Source organism: Campylobacter concisus (assembly GCF_003048605.1).
GTDB lineage: Bacteria > Campylobacterota > Campylobacteria > Campylobacterales > Campylobacteraceae > Campylobacter_A > Campylobacter_A concisus_BM.
Genome location: NZ_PIRX01000012.1, coordinates 1 through 21,619 on the forward strand (window position 1 = coordinate 1; position 21,619 = coordinate 21,619).

At 38.2% G+C, this 21,619-nt stretch carries 30 protein-coding genes; 15 read left to right on the top strand and 15 right to left on the bottom strand.

The genetic code is table 11. The annotated features are described in order from the left end of the window. Positions 1-208: 208 nt before the first annotated feature. The 5 genes from CVS86_RS09440 to CVS86_RS09460 are packed head-to-tail and all read right to left on the bottom strand — an operon-like array spanning position 209 to position 4,836. On the bottom strand, positions 209-1,549 hold the full coding sequence (locus tag CVS86_RS09440) for a DUF945 family protein (RefSeq protein WP_107791722.1): 1,341 nt from the start codon (positions 1,547-1,549) through the stop codon (positions 209-211). Next, a complete protein-coding gene (locus CVS86_RS09445; RefSeq protein ID WP_180995671.1) occupies positions 1,546-2,112 on the bottom strand; it encodes a DedA family protein in 567 nt (188 codons plus the stop codon). Before CVS86_RS09445 ends, CVS86_RS09440 begins: the two co-directional genes overlap by 4 nt. Then, a complete protein-coding gene (locus tag CVS86_RS09450; protein WP_107791723.1) occupies positions 2,112-2,708 on the bottom strand; it encodes a lipid-binding SYLF domain-containing protein in 597 nt (198 codons plus the stop codon). Before CVS86_RS09450 ends, CVS86_RS09445 begins: the two co-directional genes overlap by 1 nt. A gap of 9 nt (positions 2,709-2,717) precedes the next feature. Continuing rightward, positions 2,718-4,271, bottom strand: coding sequence for a ribonuclease Y (rny, locus tag CVS86_RS09455; protein ID WP_107791724.1), 1,554 nt, complete (start codon positions 4,269-4,271; stop codon positions 2,718-2,720). Further along, positions 4,192-4,836: a 5-formyltetrahydrofolate cyclo-ligase gene (locus tag CVS86_RS09460; protein ID WP_107791725.1), complete on the bottom strand. Its 645-nt coding sequence runs from the start codon at positions 4,834-4,836 to the stop codon at positions 4,192-4,194. Before CVS86_RS09460 ends, rny begins: the two co-directional genes overlap by 80 nt. Before the next feature lie 49 nt (positions 4,837-4,885). On the opposite strand from CVS86_RS09460, the gene CVS86_RS09465 reads away from it, so the two are divergent. The 4 genes from CVS86_RS09465 to radA are packed head-to-tail and all read left to right on the top strand — an operon-like array spanning position 4,886 to position 8,057. Next, positions 4,886-5,521, top strand: coding sequence for a TlpA family protein disulfide reductase (locus CVS86_RS09465; RefSeq protein WP_107791726.1), 636 nt, complete (start codon positions 4,886-4,888; stop codon positions 5,519-5,521). Continuing rightward, a complete protein-coding gene (gene ftsY / locus CVS86_RS09470) occupies positions 5,521-6,387 on the top strand; it encodes a signal recognition particle-docking protein FtsY (RefSeq protein WP_087582292.1) in 867 nt (288 codons plus the stop codon). The genes CVS86_RS09465 and ftsY overlap by 1 nt, the downstream gene beginning before the upstream one ends. Further along, entirely contained in the window at positions 6,380-6,742 is a 363-nt protein-coding gene (locus CVS86_RS09475; protein ID WP_107791727.1) for a VanZ family protein, read from the top strand. Before ftsY ends, CVS86_RS09475 begins: the two co-directional genes overlap by 8 nt. Continuing rightward, positions 6,717-8,057, top strand: coding sequence for a DNA repair protein RadA (radA, locus tag CVS86_RS09480; protein ID WP_103579897.1), 1,341 nt, complete (start codon positions 6,717-6,719; stop codon positions 8,055-8,057). The genes CVS86_RS09475 and radA overlap by 26 nt, the downstream gene beginning before the upstream one ends. 221 nt (positions 8,058-8,278) lie before the next feature. Here radA and CVS86_RS09485 read toward each other — a convergent pair whose 3' ends face one another. From CVS86_RS09485 to fliL, 7 genes are all read right to left on the bottom strand, one after another. After that, on the bottom strand, positions 8,279-8,569 hold the full coding sequence (locus tag CVS86_RS09485) for a colicin immunity domain-containing protein (RefSeq protein ID WP_159070819.1): 291 nt from the start codon (positions 8,567-8,569) through the stop codon (positions 8,279-8,281). Positions 8,570-9,079: 510 nt separating this feature from the next. Then, on the bottom strand, positions 9,080-9,463 hold the full coding sequence (locus CVS86_RS09495; RefSeq protein ID WP_107791729.1) for a hypothetical protein: 384 nt from the start codon (positions 9,461-9,463) through the stop codon (positions 9,080-9,082). Between the two features lies 1 nt (position 9,464). Further along, the gene (locus tag CVS86_RS09500; protein WP_107791730.1) at positions 9,465-9,707 is read right to left on the bottom strand and encodes a polymorphic toxin type 30 domain-containing protein; all 243 of its coding nucleotides are present in this window, start codon (positions 9,705-9,707) and stop codon (positions 9,465-9,467) included. A 258-nt stretch (positions 9,708-9,965) separates the two neighbouring features. After that, positions 9,966-10,361, bottom strand: coding sequence for a DUF6984 family protein (locus tag CVS86_RS09505; RefSeq protein WP_159070820.1), 396 nt, complete (start codon positions 10,359-10,361; stop codon positions 9,966-9,968). Between the two features lie 123 nt (positions 10,362-10,484). Next, positions 10,485-10,886: a hypothetical protein gene (locus CVS86_RS09510; protein WP_107791732.1), complete on the bottom strand. Its 402-nt coding sequence runs from the start codon at positions 10,884-10,886 to the stop codon at positions 10,485-10,487. A gap of 176 nt (positions 10,887-11,062) precedes the next feature. Next, positions 11,063-11,407: a holo-ACP synthase gene (acpS, locus tag CVS86_RS09515; RefSeq protein WP_009293941.1), complete on the bottom strand. Its 345-nt coding sequence runs from the start codon at positions 11,405-11,407 to the stop codon at positions 11,063-11,065. After that, entirely contained in the window at positions 11,404-11,940 is a 537-nt protein-coding gene (fliL, locus tag CVS86_RS09520) for a flagellar basal body-associated protein FliL (protein ID WP_002942267.1), read from the bottom strand. Before fliL ends, acpS begins: the two co-directional genes overlap by 4 nt. A gap of 58 nt (positions 11,941-11,998) precedes the next feature. On the opposite strand from fliL, the gene ybaK reads away from it, so the two are divergent. Continuing rightward, positions 11,999-12,481 (top strand): Cys-tRNA(Pro) deacylase, encoded by a 483-nt coding sequence (ybaK, locus tag CVS86_RS09525; protein WP_002942247.1) that lies wholly within the window; start codon positions 11,999-12,001, stop codon positions 12,479-12,481. On the opposite strand, the gene CVS86_RS09530 is transcribed toward ybaK, so the two are convergent. Together CVS86_RS09530 and CVS86_RS09535 are read right to left on the bottom strand one after the other, a co-directional pair. Beyond that, positions 12,470-13,456: an SAM-dependent methyltransferase gene (locus tag CVS86_RS09530; RefSeq protein ID WP_107791733.1), complete on the bottom strand. Its 987-nt coding sequence runs from the start codon at positions 13,454-13,456 to the stop codon at positions 12,470-12,472. The two genes, ybaK and CVS86_RS09530, sit on opposite strands and share 12 nt — an antisense overlap. After that, complete coding sequence (locus CVS86_RS09535) at positions 13,453-14,061, bottom strand: trimeric intracellular cation channel family protein (RefSeq protein ID WP_021093519.1); 609 nt, start codon at positions 14,059-14,061, stop codon at positions 13,453-13,455. The genes CVS86_RS09530 and CVS86_RS09535 overlap by 4 nt, the downstream gene beginning before the upstream one ends. A gap of 117 nt (positions 14,062-14,178) precedes the next feature. Here CVS86_RS09535 and CVS86_RS09540 point away from each other — a divergent pair, with 117 nt between their 5' ends. Beyond that, positions 14,179-14,844, top strand: coding sequence for a lipid-binding SYLF domain-containing protein (locus tag CVS86_RS09540; RefSeq protein WP_103620504.1), 666 nt, complete (start codon positions 14,179-14,181; stop codon positions 14,842-14,844). Between the two features lie 107 nt (positions 14,845-14,951). Here the strand turns inward: CVS86_RS09540 and CVS86_RS09545 are convergent, their stop codons facing one another. Continuing rightward, positions 14,952-15,161, bottom strand: a complete 210-nt coding sequence (locus CVS86_RS09545) for a hypothetical protein (RefSeq protein WP_002942234.1) — start codon at positions 15,159-15,161, stop codon at positions 14,952-14,954. 150 nt (positions 15,162-15,311) lie between these two features. Here CVS86_RS09545 and CVS86_RS09550 point away from each other — a divergent pair, with 150 nt between their 5' ends. The 9 genes from CVS86_RS09550 (at position 15,312) to CVS86_RS09590 (ending at position 21,619) form a co-directional block, all read left to right on the top strand. Then, positions 15,312-15,758, top strand: coding sequence for a Fur family transcriptional regulator (locus tag CVS86_RS09550; RefSeq protein ID WP_107791734.1), 447 nt, complete (start codon positions 15,312-15,314; stop codon positions 15,756-15,758). A gap of 102 nt (positions 15,759-15,860) precedes the next feature. After that, complete coding sequence (locus CVS86_RS09555; RefSeq protein WP_002942231.1) at positions 15,861-16,184, top strand: HMA2 domain-containing protein; 324 nt, start codon at positions 15,861-15,863, stop codon at positions 16,182-16,184. Further along, a complete protein-coding gene (locus CVS86_RS09560; protein ID WP_107791735.1) occupies positions 16,177-16,827 on the top strand; it encodes an aminotransferase in 651 nt (216 codons plus the stop codon). The genes CVS86_RS09555 and CVS86_RS09560 overlap by 8 nt, the downstream gene beginning before the upstream one ends. Next, on the top strand, positions 16,820-17,170 hold the full coding sequence (locus CVS86_RS09565) for a hypothetical protein (protein ID WP_021085245.1): 351 nt from the start codon (positions 16,820-16,822) through the stop codon (positions 17,168-17,170). Before CVS86_RS09560 ends, CVS86_RS09565 begins: the two co-directional genes overlap by 8 nt. A gap of 9 nt (positions 17,171-17,179) precedes the next feature. Continuing rightward, on the top strand, positions 17,180-17,494 hold the full coding sequence (locus CVS86_RS09570; RefSeq protein WP_009293949.1) for a hypothetical protein: 315 nt from the start codon (positions 17,180-17,182) through the stop codon (positions 17,492-17,494). Further along, positions 17,494-17,814, top strand: a complete 321-nt coding sequence (locus tag CVS86_RS09575) for an oxidoreductase (RefSeq protein WP_103569927.1) — start codon at positions 17,494-17,496, stop codon at positions 17,812-17,814. The genes CVS86_RS09570 and CVS86_RS09575 overlap by 1 nt, the downstream gene beginning before the upstream one ends. Further along, a complete protein-coding gene (locus CVS86_RS09580; RefSeq protein WP_413784228.1) occupies positions 17,783-19,873 on the top strand; it encodes a heavy metal translocating P-type ATPase in 2,091 nt (696 codons plus the stop codon). Before CVS86_RS09575 ends, CVS86_RS09580 begins: the two co-directional genes overlap by 32 nt. A 14-nt stretch (positions 19,874-19,887) precedes the next feature. Beyond that, a complete protein-coding gene (locus CVS86_RS09585) occupies positions 19,888-21,351 on the top strand; it encodes an alanine/glycine:cation symporter family protein (protein ID WP_107791737.1) in 1,464 nt (487 codons plus the stop codon). 10 nt (positions 21,352-21,361) lie between these two features. Then, entirely contained in the window at positions 21,362-21,619 is a 258-nt protein-coding gene (locus tag CVS86_RS09590; protein WP_107791738.1) for a helicase, read from the top strand.

Below are 21,619 nucleotides of genomic sequence, written 5' to 3' on the forward strand. Positions count from 1 at the left end.
AAAAAACTTTTAATTTTTATATTAGTTTGTCTAATCTATTATTTAATCATAATAGACTGGCTCAATCGATCACTTGTTTAGATTTCAAAGATTGACTAATAGTTTAACAATTGTAAGTTAAAAGAACTTTCTGCTCTGCGTTCTGCAAAACAGAAAGTGAAGTATATAGAAGTGATGCTTAAAAGTAGATAAAAATCAGGCTACTTTTTTAAAAGCCCATAAAGAAATTTTGAAGTCCAACCTTTTCATTAAAAATAATATCTTTTTTATTTGGATCGTACTTAAATTTACTTACTACTTTTTTGCCATCTTCTTTTAAATATCCAGCAGATATAAGTGTTGGCTCGATAAGAGTCATCTCAGGGAAGAGTGTATCAAAAAATTTAGCCAAACTCTCATCCACGCTTAGCTCACCATTAAGTGATAGCTTATCAAAGATCGCAAGCTGACTTTCTTCGCTTTTAAAGCCATTGATAGCAGCATCTAGTTTTAAATTTATCGCATTATTGCCATTTTTAAAGCTTAATGTATCCACTTTCACACTTGGATTTTTCTCTAAAATTTGACCCATTACTTCGTCCAAATTTAACCCAGCAAAGATACTCTCATTTGTATCAACATTTACATTACTTAGTCTATCAAGTATATTATTTATAGTTGGCACATTGATATTTGCTATTTTGCTATCTAAGATAAAATCTGTAAATTTCACTTTATTAACAGCAACTGCACCTATCTTTACCACGTCATTTGAGCTACCAAGATCATTTGAGACTTCAAATTTCGAGTTATACTCAAGATCATCTAAAGCAACATTACCATCTTTTTCATCTAATAATGCTAGTTTTTTGATCTTAGCTTTTGCTACGTAAGGAGCTAGTTTGCTCTCAAATATCTTTGAAATTTCAACTGGCACAGTGTAGCTTGTATCTATATCGACGCCTTCAAGATTAACTTCTGCTTTATTTTCTTCGTTAAGGTCTTTTAATGAAACTTTCTCAAGACCCAAGTTTGCGCTATTTACATTATCTTTTGCATCCAGTTTCAAGCCAAATTTCACATCCTTTGTATGAACGTTCATAGTTTGCTTGTCACTAAAGTCAATATCACTAAATTTAACATTTACATCTTTATCGCCACTCACGCTAGCCTTTGTTTTAGCCGTTGCGACGACGTTTGATCCAAGAAATGAAGCAACGATATTTTTTATCGCCTCATTTTGTATAGAAATTTTTGAGTCGATATCAAAGCCATTTAAAAATGCAAGCACTGAGTGAGAAATTTCATTTTCTACCTTGAAATTTAGATCCTCATCTACATCTTTGCCGGCTAAATTTTTCAAAATATCTTTTGAAACGATAAGATCAAACGATCCTTTTGAGCCAAAAAAGCCTTTTTGATAGCTATTTTCTGAAACTTTAAAGCCATTTACATCATTTAGTCTATCAACTATCCTTTGATAGTTCTCCTCGACCTTGTTTGAGGCAAAATAAACAGCGCCTGCGACGATCACGATAACTACGATTAGAGCAGATATCACCTTTTTCATGCTTTTCTCCTTTTTGTAATGTGTTGTAAAAATAACCAGATACCTAATAACAAGCCAACCATGGTAAGTGGCATGATATAGCCATGCTCGCCAAGATAATTGCTCACACTCATAAAATAATCCCCTGCTTTATAGCTTGCAAGACCGACGATCACTGCCCAAAGCACTGAAGAGATCAAATTTATAACGCTAAATTTATAAAAAGAGTATTTTGTAAGTCCAAGTGCGATAGGCACCAAAGTTTTGACGCCGTAGATAAATTTTTTGATAAATATTATCTTATCGCCGTGCTTTTTTGCCAAAATTCCAGCGTAAGCAAGCTTTCTTTTGTGATTTTTCACATAAGGCATAAGCGAGCTTTTATTAAACCTTGCGACGTAAAAGATCAAAGTATCGCCGATCGTGTTTGCCACGGCAGCGACGATTATGCTAAGAGTGATGTCCATCTTACCAGCAAAGCTTAATATCCCAGCGGCTATAAGCGCGACCATGCCGCCACCAAGGCTGTAAAAAAATAGCACGATGTAGCCGTAAGTCGAGATTGAATTTATAATATCTTGCATCATTGCCCCAAAAGCTTAGAAGCAGAAGATATTAGTTGCTCGTATGCATAGCCACTTTGTTTTAAAATTTCATCCTTTGCGCTAATCACTGCTCCACCAAAGCTTGCTCCTGCAAAAAATCCATCATTTGCAGCGTATGCGTAGATGTCACTTGAAAATTTAAAATCGCTTATTTTATTATAATTGCGTCCGATGTCGCCAAACGCTACTGAAAGCTTCGTATCAAGCGTGATCTTGGCGTCTTTTATGTCGTAGATGATGCTATCTTTAAATATAAAAAGCACAAGCGAGCTATCTTCGTAACCAAGCTGGATGCCGATACTGCCGCCACTTATGCTAACTGGTAAAATTTCACTTGGCGAGTTGATGTTGCCAACAACCATGATGCCATCTCCGCCCATGCCACCGACCACAAAACCGACTTTTTTTACACTTGGAAAGATGATCGTCGCTTTTGACTGCTCGATGAGCTCTTTTATAGGAGCGTTTCTAGCGCCTCTCATCGTCGTTATAAACGAATTTGCCGAGTCTAGCACGAGCTCCTCGCTAGCAAAGCCAAGCGATAAAAACATTATTAATGATAAAAGAAATTTCATATCTTGCCGTTATTTCGCAAAATCAACAGCGCGAGTCTCTCTGATAACACTTACTTTTATCTCACCAGGATACTGCACCTTACTCTCGATCTCTTGAGCTATCTCTTTTGCCACAAGCACGGCTTCATCGTCGTTTATAAGTTTAGCATTTGCGATGACGCGGATCTCACGGCCAGCGTTGATCGCATAAGCTTGCTTGATGCCCTCTTTACTTTTTGCGATGTTTTCAATCTCTTCGACACGTTTTAAGAAGCTCTCAAGCACCTCACGCCTTGCTCCTGGACGAGCTGCACTTAGTGCGTCAGCTGCGCAAACAGCAGCACTTTCGATACTTGTAGCCTCTTCGTGACCGTGGTGAGCATAGATCGCGTTGATGACGACTGGATGCTCTTTGTAGCGTTTGCAAATTTCGGCTCCAAGATCGACGTGGCTGCCCTCGTACTCGTGAGTTAGAGCTTTGCCGATGTCGTGAAGTATGCCAGCTCTTTTTGCTAGCTTCTCATCTCCGCCACACTCAGCTGCGATGATGCCAGCAAGGTGAGCTACTTCAAGGCTGTGAGCAAGGGCGTTTTGACCGTAGCTTGCTCTAAATTTAAGCTTGCCTATTAGTTTTACTATCTCTGGATGAATTTTATTTAGACCAAGATCCATGACGATATTCTCGCCCTCTTCTTGTATGCTTTGCTCAAATTCTTCAGTCACTTTTTTGTGAAGGTCTTCTATCCTCGCAGGCTGAATTCTGCCATCCTCCACCAAAAGCTCGATCACTCTTGTTGCGATCGCACGCCTGTAAAGGTTAAAGCTGCTTAGTATGATCGCGTGTGGGGTATCATCGATGATGATATCGACGCCAAGCACCATTTCAAGGGTTTTGATGTTACGTCCCTCTTTGCCGATGATCCTGCCTTTTAGTTCATCGTTTTTGATATTTACGACATTTATCAGACGTTCAGCCGCAAATTCTCCAGCAAATCTTGACGTAGCCTGCGCCAAGATGTAATTAACCCTCTTTTTAGCCTCTCTTTTTGCCTCTTCTTCGTACTTTCTAACGATGTGAGCGATGTCAGCGCGTGACTTCTCTTCGACCTTTTTAAGCACGACCTCTTTTGCCTCTTCCTCCGTTAAGCCAGCAGCGTGCTCAAGCACTCTTATCGCCTCTTCTACTTTGTTTTGATAAGTCGCTTTTAAATTTAAACCCTCTTCGTAAGCGACCTTTGCATCTTGCTTATCTTTTTCAAAAAGCTCTTTGCTCTCATTTAAAAGCTCTTGCTCATTTAGCAAAATTTTCTCTTTTTTGGTCAGCTCATCAAATTTACTTGCATACTCTTTTTGAAGCTTTGTCGTCTTGTCGTCATATCTTTTTTTAGCCTCAAATTCAGCCTCTTGCACTGAAATTTTAGAGTTTTTAAGTGTTAGCTCAGCTTCATACTCGATGGCTTTTGCCTTTGCTTTTGCCTGCTCTAAAAATATATTGTAGTTTGCATCATTTATCTTTTTGGCGTAAAGATACCCTGCTCCAACGCCAACCACACCGGCTCCTAAGCCTATTAAAACCTCTATCATTTATTCCTCTTTTTATATAATTTTTGCTTGGGGTTATATAAAAGTCTGCTACCGCATCGTGCGCCTGCGAGAGCACATCTTTGGTGTAGAAGTCTTTTACCTCTAAGAAAACTATCAGTTTTGGCTTAACGGGCAAAGTGTCAAAAAATCTATCGTAAAATCCTTTTCCGTGCCCTATCCTTGCCATAGCTCCATCAACCCCAATCGCTGGAACTACCGCCATATCGAGTTTAACATTATTCATTTTTTTGCCAGATGGCTGTCTGACATTAAATTTATAAGTTAGAAATGGCAGTCGCAATCTTACCATCTCTAAGCTAAGACCTACCATAAAAGGGGCAAAAATTTCACATTTATGTGATAAATTTCGTCTTATTTTAAGCACATCGACTTCGTAGTTAAGCGGTAAGTAAAAGAGTATCTTTTTAGAATTTGTATAATTTATCAAATTTAAAAGTGTTTTTGCTGCCTTGTGATGTGTGCATTTTGCTCTAAATTTAGTGAGCTTTATCAAATTTGCTCTTGCATTTTTTCTAAAATCGTTTTTTTCTAAATTAACGCTCATTTTATGCTCTTTCTTGTATAATCCTGAAACATTTTTCAAAAGGAAATTTATGACACTAAAACGCGCAATTATAACATCACTTTGTCTTTTTGCATTTTTCGGATGCGGTGACGACTCTAACAAAAAGAGCGAGCAAAACACTAGCGAACCAGCTGTGCAAAGTAAAATTTTAGAAGAAAATGCCAGCAAAGATGAAAATTTAAGCAAAGATACGCTCACACCAAAGATAAGCGAGAGCGCACAAAGTGACGAAGTAAAAGATATAAGCCTAAAACTGCTTAACGGCACAACTATGCAGATCACAAAAAGAAGCAACGGCTTTGACGTAAAAGATGGCAAAAAAGCGACACTTTACGTATTTTTCGCCACTTGGTGCCCACCTTGCAAGGCTGAGATCCCATCTTTAAACAACCTAAGTGAGAAATTTAAAAACGAGCTAAACATCGTTGCCATCTTGCTTGAAGACAAGAGTGAGGACGAGGTTAAAGAATTTGCTCAAAAGTATAAGATCAAATACGACATCGCAGTTGGCGAGGGAAATTTCTTATTTGAAAAGGCGATGGGTGGCATCAAAGGACTCCCTGCATCTGCACTTTTTAAAGCAAATGGCGACTACGCTCAAGGCTATATCGGTCTTGTGCCTGAAGAGATGCTTGAAACTGACATAAATAGGGCCATAAAATAATGCTTGAGTTTTTAAAAAGAGGTTTTGAAAAGACCTTTGGAGCGATAAGCTCGGCTAAAAAGTCAAAAAAGATCGACAAAGAGAGCTTAGAAGAAATTTTACTAGAAGCTGACGTGGCCTATGAGATCGTAGAGGAGATTTTATACTATCTGCCGCCACAAGATGAAGTGAGCAAAGCTGATCTTAGACGCGTTATGAGTAGCTATTTTATCTACGAAAACGAGCGCGTGATCGAGCCTGATAAGCCATTTGTCGATCTCATCCTTGGCGTAAATGGCGCTGGCAAGACGACGACTATCGCAAAGCTAGCAAATTTATATAAAAATAACGGCAAAAGCGTCATTTTGGGCGCTTGTGATACATTTAGAGCCGGGGCGATCGAGCAGCTACGCCAGTGGTCGATCAGACTAAATGTGCCAATAGTCGCCACCCAGCAAGGGCATGACCCTTCAGCTGTGGCCTACGACACGATCAGCTCGGCCCTTGCAAAAGGCATCGACCGCGTCATCTTAGACACGGCTGGCAGGCTTCAAAACCAGACAAATTTAGCAAACGAGCTTGATAAGATCGTTCGTATCAGCAAAAAGGCCTACGAAAAGGCGCCACACCGCAAGATCCTCATCCTTGATGGCACGCAGGGCAACGCTGGCGTCGCGCAGGCAAAGGCATTTAACGAGATCGTCTCGCTTGATGGCGTCATCATCACAAAGCTTGACGGCACTGCAAAGGGCGGAGCGCTATTTGGCGTGGCAAGAGAGCTTGAGCTACCTATATTTTATATAGGCGTTGGCGAGAGCATGGACGATATCATCAAATTTAACCCAGACGAGTTTTTAGACGAGCTGATGGACGCCATTTTTGAGTAGGGTAAAATTTCTTAGTAAAATTTGCTTTTTCGCTGCTCTTTTGGCGATTGATTTTCTTGCATTTACTCCAAAAAGTCCTACGATCATCGAAAATTCGTGGGACAAAGCAAACCATTTTTTAGCCTTTTTCGTCCTTTATATACTGCTCTACCTTGGCTATGAGTTTAAAATTTTAAAAAATTTAGCCATACTTTTAGTCTTTGGCGTGCAGATAGAACTCGTTCAGGCATTTTTACCAAACAGGAGCTTTAGCCTGCTTGACGTCGTAGCTGATATGATCGGAGCGGCTTTTGGAGTGATAGTAGTTGAAATTTTAAAAAGGATATATTATGGCAAAAGCAAAGCCAGTTTTTGAGTGTCAAGCCTGCGGTAATCAACAGGCAAAGTGGCTGGGCAAATGCCCACAATGTGGGGCTTGGGATAGCTTTGTCGAGCTTAGCCAGCAAGAGATAAAGATAAGTAAAGAGATAGCAAAAAGCGCTAGCACACCCAGTAAAGCCATAAGCATCGACGAAGTTGAAATTCAAAATTTTACGAGATTTAGCACCAAAGATAGCGAGCTAGACCTTGTTCTTGGTGGCGGCGTGGTTGAGGGCTCACTTGTGCTTATAGGCGGCAGCCCGGGAATTGGCAAATCAACCTTGCTTCTAAAAATTGGCTCAAATTTAGCAAAAGACGGCAAAAAAACGCTCTATGTAAGCGGCGAAGAGAGCCAAAGCCAGATAAAAATGAGAGCTGATAGGCTAAATGCGGTGGATAAAAATTTATACCTGCTAACTGAAATTTGTCTAGAAGATATCCTGCTAGAAGTGCAAAAGAGCGACTACAAGGTGCTAGTCATTGACTCCATTCAAACTCTTTATAGCCAAAATATAACCTCCGCTCCAGGCTCGATCACGCAGGTTCGTGAGATCACATTTGAGCTAATGAGGCTTGCAAAGAGCCAAAATATCTGCGTTTTCATCATCGGCCACATAACCAAAGAGGGCTCGATCGCAGGTCCTAGAGTGCTTGAGCACATGGTCGATGTGGTGCTTTATTTCGAGGGCGACGCGAGCAGAGAGCTGAGGATTTTACGTGGGTTTAAAAACCGCTTTGGCTCGACGAGCGAGGTTGGTATATTTGAGATGAGCCAGCACGGACTTGTGAGCGCAAACGAGGTTTCGAGTAAATTTTTCACACGTGGCGGGGCGATGAGTGGCAGTGCGATAACTATCATAATGGAGGGTTCAAGGGCACTTAGCATCGAAATTCAGGCGCTCGTTTGCGAAAGCGCCTATCCAAAACGAAGCTCGACTGGCTTTGAGAGAAACCGCCTAGATATGCTGCTAGCCCTACTTGAGCGAAAGCTTGAAATTCCACTTGGGCACTACGACGTCTTCATAAACGTTTCAGGTGGCGTTAAGATAAGTGAGACTGCGGCCGATCTAGCCGTCATCGCAGCGATAATCAGCAGCTTCAAAAACCGCCCTATCAGCAAGGACAGCGTCTTCATCGGCGAGCTAAGCCTAAATGGCGAGATAAGAGAAATTTTCAACCTCGATCAGCGACTAAAAGAGGCAAAAACGCAGAAATTTAAAAATGCGATCATCCCAAACAAACCGCTTGACACACAAGGTCTAAAGTGCTTTTACGCCAAAGATATCACGCAAGTGCTTGAGTGGATGTAGGGATAGTTTCGGTATGCTTTTTGCGCAAAATGACAGTGATCTACAAAGCCATAAAGAGATAATTTATGCTTTTGTGTCAAAAGATAAAAGATTTTTTAGCGAATATCAAAAAGAACTCACGCGAAATTTACCACTTTATCCTAGCTTAGAGCTATTGCTTATTGGTTTTACGATTATTTAGGACAAAGCCGCCGTCCTAACTCAAAGAGATTGTTTTAAACTTATAGCTTTATTTGATTTAGTGCATTTATTGTGCTATTTTTTAATGTAATCTCATCAATTTCATCAGTATTTCTTAGTTCTTTAATTGGGCAATATTCTTCCACATCATAAAATAAACTTTGCATAACGTCATAATATTTATTAAAAAAACCGTCATCTTTATGCAATAACTTAAAGAATTGAGTTTGATAAGTGCTCGCATCTATTTTATCATTGGTAAAATCTTTCAATAAAGTCAAAAAATTATTATAAATCACAAAACTACTCCTATTTATTGCATCTAATAACATCATTATACCGACCAATAAAAATCATTTTAATACCATAAAATAAAAAACAAACCATATAATGTGGCTACTTGATATATGATGAAATTTATATTTGGCAATACTTAACAATTATTACCATTACGATCTCACAAGCCTCTACTTTTTCTCAATATATTGTATATTTAAATTTACTCAACAACCACTTCTATCCCACTTGGACAAATTTTAGCAAGTGGATTGTTATACTCTTGGTGGCATTTTTTGCACTTTATGACGCCTAGTTCTGCACTTACCTGTTCTGCGTTGTAGCAATGCGGACAAACTATGTAGCCATCTTCTTGCGTATCTACTCCGGTAGCTTTAATACTTGGATCTTGATAGTCGTTAAAGATTTTTCTAAATTCGCTTTTATAAATTTTAAAATCAATAAAACCAGCAAACGCAAGCAGATAATTTCTGAACGCAAAAATAATATCTCTTCTCTTTCTCTCTAAAACTTAGGTCATCTTTAAAGATTTATTGTAAAAGTGGTTAAAAGTTTTCATAATTAAAATTTTCTATACTAAAACCAAATCTTTTTATGATTGCACCGGCAAATTCTCTTGTTTTTATCCAAGTTTTATTTGAATAAACTAAAGCTTTATTATCTATTTTTTCTATTTCATTCCAAAAATCTATTCCAAAATTCTTATCCATAAATGATTTGAAGTGACTTATGATTTCTAGCTCTCGCTTTGAAAAATATATTTTATTTCTAGGATATAACGCATATTCGCAAGCGTTATATACATCTTGCACCAGGTCCTCTACTGTTTCATATTTATCTGTAGATGGATTAACCAAATACTTATCTTGATGCCATAAAGAAGCCATTCTGCATAAATTTAATAAAAAATATCCCTTTTCTACTAGCATTTTATTTCTCCAAAATAGGATTTCCATAAATTGGTATGTGCGTTTCATTGGCCTTATAGCCGCCAATATTTCCAAAATTATCTAAGTAATTTTTATTTTTATCTTGTATTCTTAATATCCAACCAGAATTTGAATTTGTTCCAATTGGGGCTTTTGGATCAGGTCCGTGAATTCTAATTCTTTCAATACCAGCCTCATCAATAAATCTTATACCATTTCTATTTTTTGCACCAATATTTTCCAATCTTTTAGAACTCTTGAAATAATTTCATCTACTGCTGCTCCCTCTAGCTTTGTAAAATCTCCAACCAAATTTAAAAATTTATTGTAAAAATTTATTGTTTTATCGGGGCATGTATAGACGGTTTATTTGTTTTTCACCTTTTATAATATTGTCTAGCTCATATCATTTTCAAATTTATACATGCTGATAAATATTTCTATCAACACCATCTTCTTGGATTTAAACCTTCTTTTATATAATATTAAATATCTAAATCTTTTACTTGGTAGTTATTTTTAACTTTTCATTTGGTATAAAAAACTCATTATCATTTGTTGGTATCTTTATAAGTGGTGAAAAATCAACTTTCCAAATATCAACACTATCAACAAAATTATTATCGTATGCAAACATAGTGGCCACACAAAGTGTTCCATCAGCATCATAAAACTCTACGTCCGAAATATGCTTACCGCCACCAATATACTCATTGTTTTCATAAACAAAGCCAAAACTTCCCATTTTACCATCATCAAAATAAAAAATTTCATCTGAAAATTTATAATCTTTATTATCACTTTGTGAATTTTTAATTAAAATTTCCACCATTTGCCTAATTTGCATAGTTATATGTCTAACTCGTAATTTTTTATTATATACACAAATCTCTTTCATTATTCAGCCCCTATTTAACAATAATGGTACCAATATTATATGTGTCATCTTCTTCTCTAGCATCTAAGAGTTTCACACTCCAAGTATTTCCAATTTTATCATTTCCTAAAAATATTAAAGATTTTATTGCAAATTTTGGTTATTTTTAGACACTTGCTTATATTTATTCCAAGCAACTATGACATTTTGTGCTTTTTTAACGACGATCTGCCAATTTGGATCTTTAATAATCGCTTCATCATCATTATCATCTTCTGCAATATAATTTCTTAGTTCATCTCTAAAATCATGCAATGAATTTATAAGTTCATCTGAAAAACCTAAAGTGGATACTGTATTTTCCACAAAGTCATCAAAATTTAAATCATCAAAAAGCGAGCACATCAATTCAACATAAGACGATACTTCACCATCAATATTGTCCTCATTTAGCCAATGCATTTTTTGTTGTTTTATATCAGAAGCTTCTTTTATCCAATAATAAATCCATGGTAAAAAATTTTTCTCGATTCTTAAATCTGTCATATTCATTGTTCCATAATTTTAGTAAGTATATTTAAGTCAAAATTTTCCAAATCTATATGACTTTCAAAAGATGCCGACGGTTTGTCACTTTTTATTATATTGCCATTTTTATCATAAAACCTAGTATTTAGCGGCTCAAGTATACAAAATTAGATTATTCTTAAAACAGATAAATTTCACACGATCATCACTGCAGCTACGGCAAATCCGCCGTCGTGAGTTATACTAAGGCTTGCTTCTTTGATATTAAAGCTTGTATAAATTCTTGGGCTAAATTTTATCTTTGGTGCGTTTCTTGCATCTTTACTGAGCATAATGTCTAAAAAGCCACACTCTTTGCTAATCCCCACACCAAGGGCTTTGCTAGCTGCTTCTTTGGCCGCCCAAAATCCAGCCAAAGTCGCATCATTTTTTGCTAGCGCGATCTCGCTATCACTTAAAAATCTCTTTAAAAAAAGCTCGCCGTGACGAGCCTTAAGTCTTGAAATTCTATCTATCTTAACGATATCGATGCCTATCATTGCACCACAAAATCAGTAAAAAATATATTTTTGATGTAGCCATCATTTAGCACTTCATTTAGCTTGCCGACGATCTCGTCTTTTAGCCTATCCTTGCCCTTTGCAGTGCTTACTTCTTCGTAAGTTTTAGAAGAGAGCGTTCTTATGATGATATCTCTTAAAAGTGCCTTTTTCTTATCAAGCTCGGCAGTTAGTAGCTCGTCGCTTTGCTCTAGATCGATCTTAGTTTTAAGAAATCTCGAGCCATTTTCACTAAGTAAATTTACGACAAACTGATCGAGCGGATATATCGGTCCCATGTTCGAATAGTCGTTGCCACCGCGTTTTGCTTTGTTTTGAGCGGGTGCTGGTTGAGTTTGAGTCTGAGCTGGTGTTTGCGCCATATTTGCCTCTTTTGGCTCGTCAGAACTAAGCATCAAAAACGCCACTAGCCCTCCGATAACTAGCAATAAAACAAATATCGCGATGATGATTATCATCAAAGCGCCATTGCCACCTTTTTTTGCTTTTTTCTCTTCAACTTCTTCAGCCATCTTTCCTCCTTTAAGTTTTGGCTATAATTATACAAAAAATTCACAAAAATGAGAAAAGATGATACATAAAACCAACGCCGCCAGGCTTTTAGACAAGCTAAAAATAGAGTATGAGATATTAGAATACGAAGTCGATCTAAACGATCTTTCAGCCGTTCACGTAGCAGCTAGCACCAAGCAAGATATAAAGCAAATTTATAAGACGATCGTCTGCCAGTGCGAGCCTAAAAATTTTGTCGTTGCTTGCTTGCAAGGCGATCTGGAGCTTGATCTAAAGGCACTTGCTCATGCGTGCGGAGCCAAACGCTGCGAGCTTATAAATTTAAAAGACCTAGAGAAGATCACCGGCTATATTAGAGGCGGCTGCTCGCCACTTGCTATGAAAAAGCACTTTGCGACCTTCATCGATGAGCGAGCAAAAGAGCAAGAGTACGTGCTAGTAAGCGCTGGAGTAAGAGGCAAGCAGATAAAGATAGCTCCAAACGACCTTTTAAAGGCTTGCGAGGCGGGTTACGCCGATATCGCTAGGCTAGCTCTTTAAAAACTCTATAAATTTAAACTTCTCGCCTAAAAACTCGGGCGAGAGTAGAAATTTTGCCTGTTTGGCTGCATTTTCGTAGGCTTGCTTGCTGCCTTTTTCAAGCACCAAAGATAAAATTTCATCCACGCCAAAGTCGCAAACTAAGGCATCATTTTGTTTTTTAAATTTAAGCATCAAAAAGCCAGCCAGAGAGAAAGCCTCTTTTACCTGCTTAAAACACAGGCTATAAGTTAGATCTGAGCTTTTAAAATATGGCGCAAGGTTTGAAATTTCAAACAATGAAAAAACTTGATGATCTTTAAAAACTCTTAGACTAAAATCATTTTTTGGTTCAAATTCTCCGTAGTCAAAGCTTAAAAATCTCACCTTTTTTGCCGCATTTGCAAGCTGGAGCGCAAATTTAGCGTAGCTAGTTGATATCTCGCCCTTTTTTATACCAAATTTCTTTGCAAGAGCTAATAAATTTTGATCCGCTTTTTGCCAGTGAAATTTTAGCTCGCTATCCACAAAAAGCATATTTTCTCCCTCTATCACCTCGCAGCTAAATGCGTCAAGCAGCTCATTTGAGATGACAAAAATTTCATCAAACGAGCACTCATCTAAATTTTCATAGTGTTTTATTTTTATCTCATTACCAAAGCGATTTTTAAAGGTTTCAAGCTGTTTTTTGCGTAAAATTTCATGAGGTTCTATGATGATAAACTCTAAATTTGACAAAATTTCTGGCTCAAGCGTAAAGACACCTTGCGCGAAATCAGCCAGCATATCGCCTGAGTTTGCGCCGATCTCCACGACCTTGCAAGAGCTAGAAATTTCGCCATTTTTAAGTAGCTTTAAAAAGTAGTTTGCAAGGCAGGCGCCAAAGAGATAGCCAACGCTTACATTTGTGTAAAAGTCGCCCTTTTTACCGATATCCACGCCAAATTTATAGTAGTTTTCATTGACCCAGATATCAAAAAACTCGCTAAATTTCATAGATCAGGCAGCTTCCAGCCTCTATAAAATGCGAACATCCTGACCGTTATACCAGCAGCTAGCAGCAACATAGTAAAAAATATGTTGGTAAGGCCCAGATGATAGAGGATAAAGTAAGCAAGCCCCACGCCAAGGCTTATCGTGCCGTAAAGTCCTGTGCGCAAAAACCATGGGACTTCATTTAGCAAGATATCTCTTAAGATGCCGCCGCCAACGCCGTTAAAAAAGGCGATCATCATGACGCCAAAGATGTTGTAGCTATACTCGATAGCAACCATTGCTCCAACGATAGAAAAACAGATGACGTCGATCGCGTCGGCAAAGATAAAGACAAATTTCTTCTCCAAGCCCTCTCTTTTTATATGTAAATTTGTGATCCTAGATACAACAAGCATAAAGATGACGACGCTTACTGGCATGTAGTGAGTGAATGAATAAACTGCCCTACCAACGAGCATATCACGCATGATACCGCCTCCAAGTGCAGTCAAAAATGCGGACAAAAAGACGCCAAGCCAGTCACACTCTCTCTTTACTGCAAACAAAAAGCCACTAAGCGCAGCTGATGCGATACCAACGTATTCCACAAAAAGTATTAAGCTCATATTTTTTCCTTAAAAATGGGCATTTTATAATGAAATCTCATAAAATTTCATTAATAAATTTTTAAATAATAGTTTATTTTAGGCTATAATAACAAAAATTTTAAATAAGGAAATTTGATGAAAAAAATTCTAACTTTGCTCTTTTTGATTGGCTCATTTTTTGCACTAAATTTAAACGCTGATGTGATTCAAAACCAAAAATTAAAAAATGCGATAAACATTTTAAACGCTTTTGGCACTAGAAATTTAAAACCAAATACTAAATTTACAGGCATCAAAGCCATCGCTATCATCCCAGACGTGACAAAAGCAGGCGCGATCATCACTGGCTCAAAAGGCAGAGGCGTATTTATCGCTAAAAACGACGATGGCGAGTGGTCAAGCCCATTTTTTGTAAATTACACATCTGGCAGCATCGGACTTCAGCTAGGATATAGCTCAGCTGATATGATCATTTTGTTTAAAAACTCAGAAGCCTACGCAAGCTTGTTTAACGCAAAAGATACAATCAGTCTAAAAGCAGAAGCAACTGGCGGCGTTGGTAACGAAGTGGCGATAGCTAGTGATTTGCCTGAAATTTCAGCATTTGTCGAGGAGCGTGGCAAGACTAGCGGAGCTTTTGTTGGCGTTAGCTTAGATGTGGCAAGACTTAAGATAAACGCACAAGATACAAACGACTACTACGATAGAATGTATGAATTTGAAGATATCTACAACAACAGCCCAAAAGCTAGTAAATACACAATCAAATTTAAAGAGATAATATCAAAATACTTCTTATAATAACCTCATATCTTGGCTCTTTTAGAAGAGTCAAGCTCTTTTTTACATTTTAAAGATTTTTGAAATTTTAGTTTATAAATTTAGCAAGATTATGGCTTAGCCTTTTGCTAAACCATAAATAGTGATACAAAGCGTTTTTTAGGGATTGGAGAAAATTGAGTCATATATTCAAACGCCTCTTCGTAGTCGCCGTCAGTGTATTGCGCGACTTGCTCGATAAGCTCATAAAGCTCTTCGTCATCCATCGAGTCAAAGCTGCCTCTATTTTCCAAAACCTCTAACAAAACGGCGTCTAATTCTAGCTCGTCGTAAGTCATTTCGTTCCTTAATTCTGATTTAAAAAATGCGAAACTATACCAAAAGAAGCTTATAAAATACTTTACTTAGAATTTGTAATAAATTTTATGCATTTTTTAGTAGAAAAGTTGTAAAATCTTTACATTCATTATCAATTTGATAGGGATTTTGTGGAAGACTTTGAACTATTTTACAAGCATTTTAACGAGTTTTTAAAAGCTTTTGGTCAAAAAGGCTCTGAGATAAAAGAGCAAATTTTGCGTGTGCTTTTTGCTAGCAAGTCGCATCTAAATGCTCAAGAAATTTGCCAAAAAATTTATGAAACTTACAAAAATGAAATTTCAATGACTTCTATATATACCTTTTTAAATTTTCTTGAAGAGCACCATTTGGCAAATAGTTTTGAACAAAATGGTGTTAAAAATTACGAGTTAAATTTAAAGTCCTCTCACGATCACCTGATCTGTGAAATTTGTGGCAAAGTGGTTGATTTTGAAGATGAGATGATAGAGCAAAGGCAAGAGCAAATTTGTAGCCAAAGATCATTTAGTGCAGAGTCTCATAAGATGATACTTTATGGAATTTGCAGTGATTGCCAAGCAAAAAATGGGATTTAAATTTATCATTTCATTTTGCTTTTTGATAATGAAAGACAAAAAAATTTCAGATTTGTTTAAGTTACAGATTAGATAATACGCAGACAAAATAAAAGGATGAAAATGGATATAAAAACACAAACTTTAGCACAAGTTGCAAGCTATTTTTCGATGATAGCTCACACAAATGGCAGACTAAGAGTAAGGGTTAGCCCAAAGATCAAAGAGCTAAGCAGTAGCGTAAATTTAGCTAGTTTAGATGATATGATCGCTCAGATAAATGGCATAAAAAATGTTAAATTTAACAAGATAATCGGCTCTGTAACGATCGAATATGACCACGAAATTTTCCCTAAAAATCTCTGGGAGGATCTCTTAAAAGGGCAAAATTTAGAAGAAATTTCAGCTAAAGTAAATGAAGTAGCAAGAGAAGTAAAATATGCTTAACGAGCTTTTAAACGCCTCTTATACGAGCGAAAAAAACGCACTTAGGTTATATGAAGGCCTAGCTTCGTTTGGCGAAGTGTTTGATCAAATCGCAAGCGTGAGAAAAAATGCGATCATATTGATAGAGAAATTTGCAAGTGCGCACGAGTATGAGCTTGTTTGCGAAAATGAAGCTATCTTTTTGCCAGCAAAAAATAAAGAAGATGCGCTGATAGAAGCACTAAACTATGAAAATGAGCTAAACAAAATGTATGAGAAATTTTGTGAAAGCTTAGATGATGAGGAGCTAAAAGATCTATTTTTTAGACTTTGGGCTACTTCAAATAACGAATATATCACCTCTTTAAAGCACTGCTTAAAAGAAATTTATAGTGGAGCTGTGGCAAAAAATGAGCTAAATTTAAATGAAATTTCACAAAATTTTGAGCAAAATGGCATAGCAAATATTTTAGAAAGCTATCAAAATGACTTTAATGAGATAACTAAAAGCTTGCAAAATATCGCAAGTGGAAAGGCTGACAAAAGCGAGTTGGCAAAGATCACAAACAACCCAAATTTCTCGTTTTTTAGCGGGCTTGCGCTTGGGGCATTAGGCATTTCAGTAGTTAGCAAAAATTTTAATAAGGAAGAAGAAGATGAATAATTTACAAAATCAAACAAAGAAAGGATTTAAAATGGCATTACCATTTTTAGCAGGTTTAGCAGTAGGCGGTTTAGCAGTAGTTGCTTGGAGTAAAAGAGATAAGATCAAAGAGTGTGCCAAAGATGGCCTAGATAAAGGCAAAGAGGCTGCAAAAGATCTTTATAAAAAAGGCAAAAACGTCGCAAAAGACGCAAAAGACTTCATGGTCAAAGAAGAGAAAAAAGCAAAACGTGGCGCTAAAAAAGTAGAAAAAGAGGCTGAAAAAGTGGTTAAAAAAACAAGAAAACCACGCGCTAAAAAGCCAGCAGCTCCAAAAGCTATCACACCAAACGATATAGCTTAAGGATAGAGAATGCAAGAAAATAGTCTTTTTACACTTTCAAACACAAGACTTCCATTTGATCACTTCATCAGTGGAGCCTTAATCGCTGGCATGGGTGCGGCTGCGCTTGGCTTTAGCGACTATCTAAACAACAGAGCAACTAAAAAAGATGTCGCTAAAAAGATAGCAAAATACGCCGTAACTGGTGGTTTTGTAGGTGCTGTTGGCATTCACGCTTCAAATTTGATAGCACAAAAAAAATATCTAAACGCAGCAGCTTTTACTGCAGCTGGCATCGGCGGTCTTTTGATAGCTGAAGAACTAATAAAACTGGAGAGTAAATAATGAATAACCCTTATATCAATGAAGAAAACGCAAACGAAGTAGTAGCAAATGACGCAGCAGCAACTCAGCCAAGCGCAGTTGATAATGCGATAAATAATGCAGCTCAAAATTTACCATTTGTACCTGAAAATTTTAACGCAGCTGGCTTTGTAAAAGGCCTACTTTTAGGCGGCATAGCAGCTTATGTGCTAACTAATCCAAAAGCACAAGAGTGCGTATTTAAAGCGATCATCAAAGGTGGCGAGCTAATAAACGCTGGCATAGAAGAACTAAAAGAGCGTTTTGAAGATGTCAAAGCAGAACTTGACTCACAAAAATAAGGTCACTCTAGCTCACAAGAGCAAAAATAGAGCGAGGTTTATTTGCGAGAGCCTAAACGCTAGAAGCGATGTTAGCGCGATCGAGGCTGCGATCTCAGAGCGAACCGATGCAAAAAGTGTGCGTGTAAATAAATACGCAAAAAGCATCGTTGTCGAGTTTGATAAGAGCTATGAGAAAATTTTAGATTTTATAAAAAGCTATGATTTTCCAACCAAGCCAAAAGATGAGAGCCTGCCTAGCAAAGCAAATATCTACAAAGCTGCTGCTGCACTTGGTGTAACGCCATTTATGAGTAATAAAACTCTAAAATCAGCCGTAACTCTTTACGCAACAGCTCCAAATTTAATAGAAGGTGCAAAAGAGCTAAGGCATGAGGGCATCACCTCAAAAGTGCTCGAGGCAACTGCTATTGGCACTAGCCTTGCAATGGGCGATCATTTGGCTGCAAATAGCACAAATTTGATGATAAATATCGGCGAATACATGGAGGAGAGTGCTAGTCACAGAAGCGATGATCTAATAAAAGAGCTAGCCAAACCAAACATCGAAGAGGTCTGGGTCGAGCGAAATTTAAACGGTGAAAAGACGCTTAAAAAGGTAAAAACCGAAAATTTAAAAAAAGGCGACATTGTAGTAGTCGGAGCTGGCGAGACGATAGGCGTTGATGGCTACATCGTAGAGGGCAATGCTGATGTTAATCAAGTCTCAATGACTGGAGAAGCAGAACCCGTGGCAAAAGCTAGAGGCGACCGCGTCATAAGTGGCACTGTTGTCGATGAGGGCAGGATCAAAATTTGGGCTGAAAACGTAGGTAGCGACACCGCAACCGCAAGGATCAAAGAGTACATCCAAACTTCACTTAATGAAAAATCAGCCATCGGCGTAAAAGCTCTAAAACTAGCTGATAAACTTGTGCCAGTCACGCTCTCTCTTGCTGGGCTTTCGTATGTTATAAATAAAAATATGAACAGCGTTGCTAGCGTGCTTCAGGCTGATTACTCTTGCGCGCTTAAGCTTGCTACGCCAGTTGCGTTTAAGTCAAGCATCTCGAAAGCCGGTAGAAACGGCATCCTCATAAAAGGTGCAAAGGCGATCGAGGCTCTAAGCTCGGTTGATACCTTTGTCTTTGACAAAACTGGCACTCTAACTCATGGACGCCTAAGCGTGGTTGAAATTTACTCTTTTAAAGATGGATTTTCAGAGGCTGATATCTTAAATTTAACAGCAAGTGCCGAGGAGCACTACTTCCACCCAGTGGCTGAAGCGATAGTTGAGGCTGCAAACAAGCGTGGATTTAACCATATCCATCACGACGAAGTTGAATTTATCGTAGCTCACGGCGTAAAAACTGCGATGCACGGCAAAGAGGTCGTTATCGGCAGTAGGCACTTTTTAGAAGATGATGAGATGATAAGCTTTAAAGCTCACGAAGCGCTTATAAATAAGGCTTTGCAAAGCGGTTTAACCTTGCTTTATGTAGGATACGACAAAGAGCTTGTTGGCGTCATAGCCATGAAGGATGATATGAGAGCAAACGCTAAAGATATGGTAGCAAAACTACGAAATCTTGGCGTAAAAGAGATAGTTATGCTAAGTGGCGACATAAAGAGCAAAGCTGAAGAGGTAGCGCGCGAGCTGGGGCTTGATAGGGTCTATGCTGAGTGCTTGCCAACTGATAAAGCTGCGATCATCGAAGAGCTAAAGAGTGAGGGCAAAAAGGTCGCTTTTGTCGGAGATGGTATAAATGACGCGCCAAGCTTAACAAAAGCAAATGTTGGCATCAGCATGCACAAAGGTGCTGATATCGCTAAAGCAACAGCTGATATAAGCCTTTTAAAAGATGATATCATGAGCGTAGCACTTGCAAAAGAGCTTGCTAATAAAACTATGAAGTTAATTAGCTCAAATTTCCGCTCAACCGTTGGCGTAAATACAGCCATACTAAGTGCCGCAACGCTTGGCATGCTAAATCCAATAGCAACTGCCATGCTTCACAATGGCACGACGATCTGGCTTCTGCTCAACTCAATGAAGGGCGTGAAGATCAAGTCAAAATAAATTTGAAAGGATAGATGGTGTTTGAGAATTTCTTAAACTTTTTAAACGGCAAAATGGATGTAGCCAACGACTTTTTATATGGATATTTTTTGGTTATCATCCTTGTAGCTTCAGGAATTTACTTTAGCTACCTTACCCGTTTTGTGCAGTTTAGGATGTTCTTTGAGGCTTGCAGAGTTCTGGTAGAGAAAAAGGATAAGTATAACAAGCACCATCTAACGCCGTTTCAAGCGCTGATGATCTCGACTGCTTCGCGCGTTGGCATCGGCAACATTGCTGGAATTTCAGCTGCCATCGTCGCAGGTGGCCCTGGAGCACTTTTTTGGATGTGTTTGATGGCATTTTTAGGCTCAGCTTCAGCCTTTATTGAGAGTACTCTAGCTCAAATTTATAAGACCAAAGATGTCTTTGGCTTTAAAGGCGGTCCAGCCTACTACATCAAAAACGGGCTTGGCATAAAGTGGCTTGGCTCTTTGTTTGCTATCATCCTCATCATCACCTATGCTTATGGCTTTAATGGACTTCAAAGCTACACCATGACCTCCGCTTTTGAAATTTACTACGATCAAGCAGGCAGCAACATCACCTTTGCGCAAAGTGGCTTGCCTATTGGCATCGGACTTATCCTTACAGCATTTACGGCTGTGATGTTTTTTAGCAAGAGCCATATCATCGGCAAAGTTAGCTCATATATCGTGCCTTTCATGGCGCTTACTTACATCTTGCTAGCTATCATCGCGATCGTTTTAAATTTCAAAGAAATTCCAGCCGTCATCAAGATGATCATAGAAAGCGCCTTTGATTTTAAAGCGATATTTGGTGGATTTGCTGGAAGCGTGATCGTAATAGGCATAAAAAGAGGACTTTTTTCAAACGAAGCCGGTATGGGCTCAGCGCCAAATGCAGCGGCTGCGGCGCACACAAGCCACCCAGTCAAACAAGGGCTAGTGCAAGCAATGGCTGTCTTTATCGATATGACGATATGCGTCGCCTCTGGTATGATCGTGCTTTTTTCTCAAGCATACCTTACAAAACAAACTGGTGTAAGTGGCGAAGTGCTAACCGCCCTACCTCTTGTTCAAGCAGCGATGAAAGAGTATTTTGGCGACTTTGGACTACACTTTACGACCCTTGCAGTAGTGCTATTTGCCATCACTTCGCTCATCGGCAACTACTACTACGCACAGGCAAATATGAAATTTCTAACAAAAAGCAAAAATTTAACTCTAGCATTTAAGATCACAGCAGTGATTATGATATTTATAGGCGCTCAGATGAACTTAAAACTCGCTTGGAACATCGCTGATATCACGATGGCAGCTATGGCTACGATAAATATTATCGCCATTTTCTTACTATCAAAAGTGGTGATAATAGCGATAAAAGACTACGAAGCTCAAAGAAAAGCTGGTAAAAATCCAGAATTTGACCCAGAGAGCCTAGGCATCAAAAACACAAGCTGCTGGGGCAAAAACTAAAGGAGAAAATTTGGGAAAAGATATAAAGATAAGCGGCAAACTACTAGACTTAAACACTCATAGACAAGTAGCAAAGGTCGGCATGAGCGTCACTTTGGCATCTGTTTGCCTAAGCGCACTTTTTATGAAAAATAGATCTGTTAAAAAATTCCACGTAGCTTCTGGCATAGCATTTACATGCTTTGCGCTTTACCACACTGGACTTTACGACAACGGCATCTTTAAAAAGATGATCGTAAAAGCAAAAACCGCTTCAAAAAAGGCATAA

Bases quoted from the DNA above. Each gene is read 5' to 3' on its own strand.
- CVS86_RS09575 (WP_103569927.1), top strand. From the start codon at position 17,494: ATGAATAACCCTTATATCAATGAAGAAAACGCAAACGAAGTAGTAGCA.
- CVS86_RS09545 (WP_002942234.1), bottom strand. From the start codon at position 15,161: ATGACTTACGACGAGCTAGAATTAGACGCCGTTTTGTTAGAGGTTTTG.
- CVS86_RS09505 (WP_159070820.1), bottom strand. From the start codon at position 10,361: ATGAAAGAGATTTGTGTATATAATAAAAAATTACGAGTTAGACATATA.
- radA (WP_103579897.1), top strand. From the start codon at position 6,717: ATGGCAAAAGCAAAGCCAGTTTTTGAGTGTCAAGCCTGCGGTAATCAA.
- CVS86_RS09560 (WP_107791735.1), top strand. From the start codon at position 16,177: ATGCTTAACGAGCTTTTAAACGCCTCTTATACGAGCGAAAAAAACGCA.
- ybaK (WP_002942247.1), top strand. From the start codon at position 11,999: ATGATACATAAAACCAACGCCGCCAGGCTTTTAGACAAGCTAAAAATA.
- CVS86_RS09585 (WP_107791737.1), top strand. From the start codon at position 19,888: ATGGTGTTTGAGAATTTCTTAAACTTTTTAAACGGCAAAATGGATGTA.
- CVS86_RS09460 (WP_107791725.1), bottom strand. From the start codon at position 4,836: ATGAGCGTTAATTTAGAAAAAAACGATTTTAGAAAAAATGCAAGAGCA.
- rny (WP_107791724.1), bottom strand. From the start codon at position 4,271: ATGATAGAGGTTTTAATAGGCTTAGGAGCCGGTGTGGTTGGCGTTGGA.
- fliL (WP_002942267.1), bottom strand. From the start codon at position 11,940: ATGGCTGAAGAAGTTGAAGAGAAAAAAGCAAAAAAAGGTGGCAATGGC.
- CVS86_RS09495 (WP_107791729.1), bottom strand. From the start codon at position 9,463: ATGCTAGTAGAAAAGGGATATTTTTTATTAAATTTATGCAGAATGGCT.
- CVS86_RS09570 (WP_009293949.1), top strand. From the start codon at position 17,180: ATGCAAGAAAATAGTCTTTTTACACTTTCAAACACAAGACTTCCATTT.
- CVS86_RS09510 (WP_107791732.1), bottom strand. From the start codon at position 10,886: ATGACAGATTTAAGAATCGAGAAAAATTTTTTACCATGGATTTATTAT.
- CVS86_RS09530 (WP_107791733.1), bottom strand. From the start codon at position 13,456: ATGAAATTTAGCGAGTTTTTTGATATCTGGGTCAATGAAAACTACTAT.
- CVS86_RS09445 (WP_180995671.1), bottom strand. From the start codon at position 2,112: ATGCAAGATATTATAAATTCAATCTCGACTTACGGCTACATCGTGCTA.
- CVS86_RS09540 (WP_103620504.1), top strand. From the start codon at position 14,179: ATGAAAAAAATTCTAACTTTGCTCTTTTTGATTGGCTCATTTTTTGCA.
- CVS86_RS09450 (WP_107791723.1), bottom strand. From the start codon at position 2,708: ATGAAATTTCTTTTATCATTAATAATGTTTTTATCGCTTGGCTTTGCT.
- ftsY (WP_087582292.1), top strand. From the start codon at position 5,521: ATGCTTGAGTTTTTAAAAAGAGGTTTTGAAAAGACCTTTGGAGCGATA.
- CVS86_RS09440 (WP_107791722.1), bottom strand. From the start codon at position 1,549: ATGAAAAAGGTGATATCTGCTCTAATCGTAGTTATCGTGATCGTCGCA.
- CVS86_RS09580 (WP_413784228.1), top strand. From the start codon at position 17,783: ATGTCAAAGCAGAACTTGACTCACAAAAATAAGGTCACTCTAGCTCAC.
- CVS86_RS09535 (WP_021093519.1), bottom strand. From the start codon at position 14,061: ATGAGCTTAATACTTTTTGTGGAATACGTTGGTATCGCATCAGCTGCG.
- CVS86_RS09485 (WP_159070819.1), bottom strand. From the start codon at position 8,569: ATGTTATTAGATGCAATAAATAGGAGTAGTTTTGTGATTTATAATAAT.
- CVS86_RS09555 (WP_002942231.1), top strand. From the start codon at position 15,861: ATGGATATAAAAACACAAACTTTAGCACAAGTTGCAAGCTATTTTTCG.
- acpS (WP_009293941.1), bottom strand. From the start codon at position 11,407: ATGATAGGCATCGATATCGTTAAGATAGATAGAATTTCAAGACTTAAG.
- CVS86_RS09565 (WP_021085245.1), top strand. From the start codon at position 16,820: ATGAATAATTTACAAAATCAAACAAAGAAAGGATTTAAAATGGCATTA.
- CVS86_RS09465 (WP_107791726.1), top strand. From the start codon at position 4,886: ATGACACTAAAACGCGCAATTATAACATCACTTTGTCTTTTTGCATTT.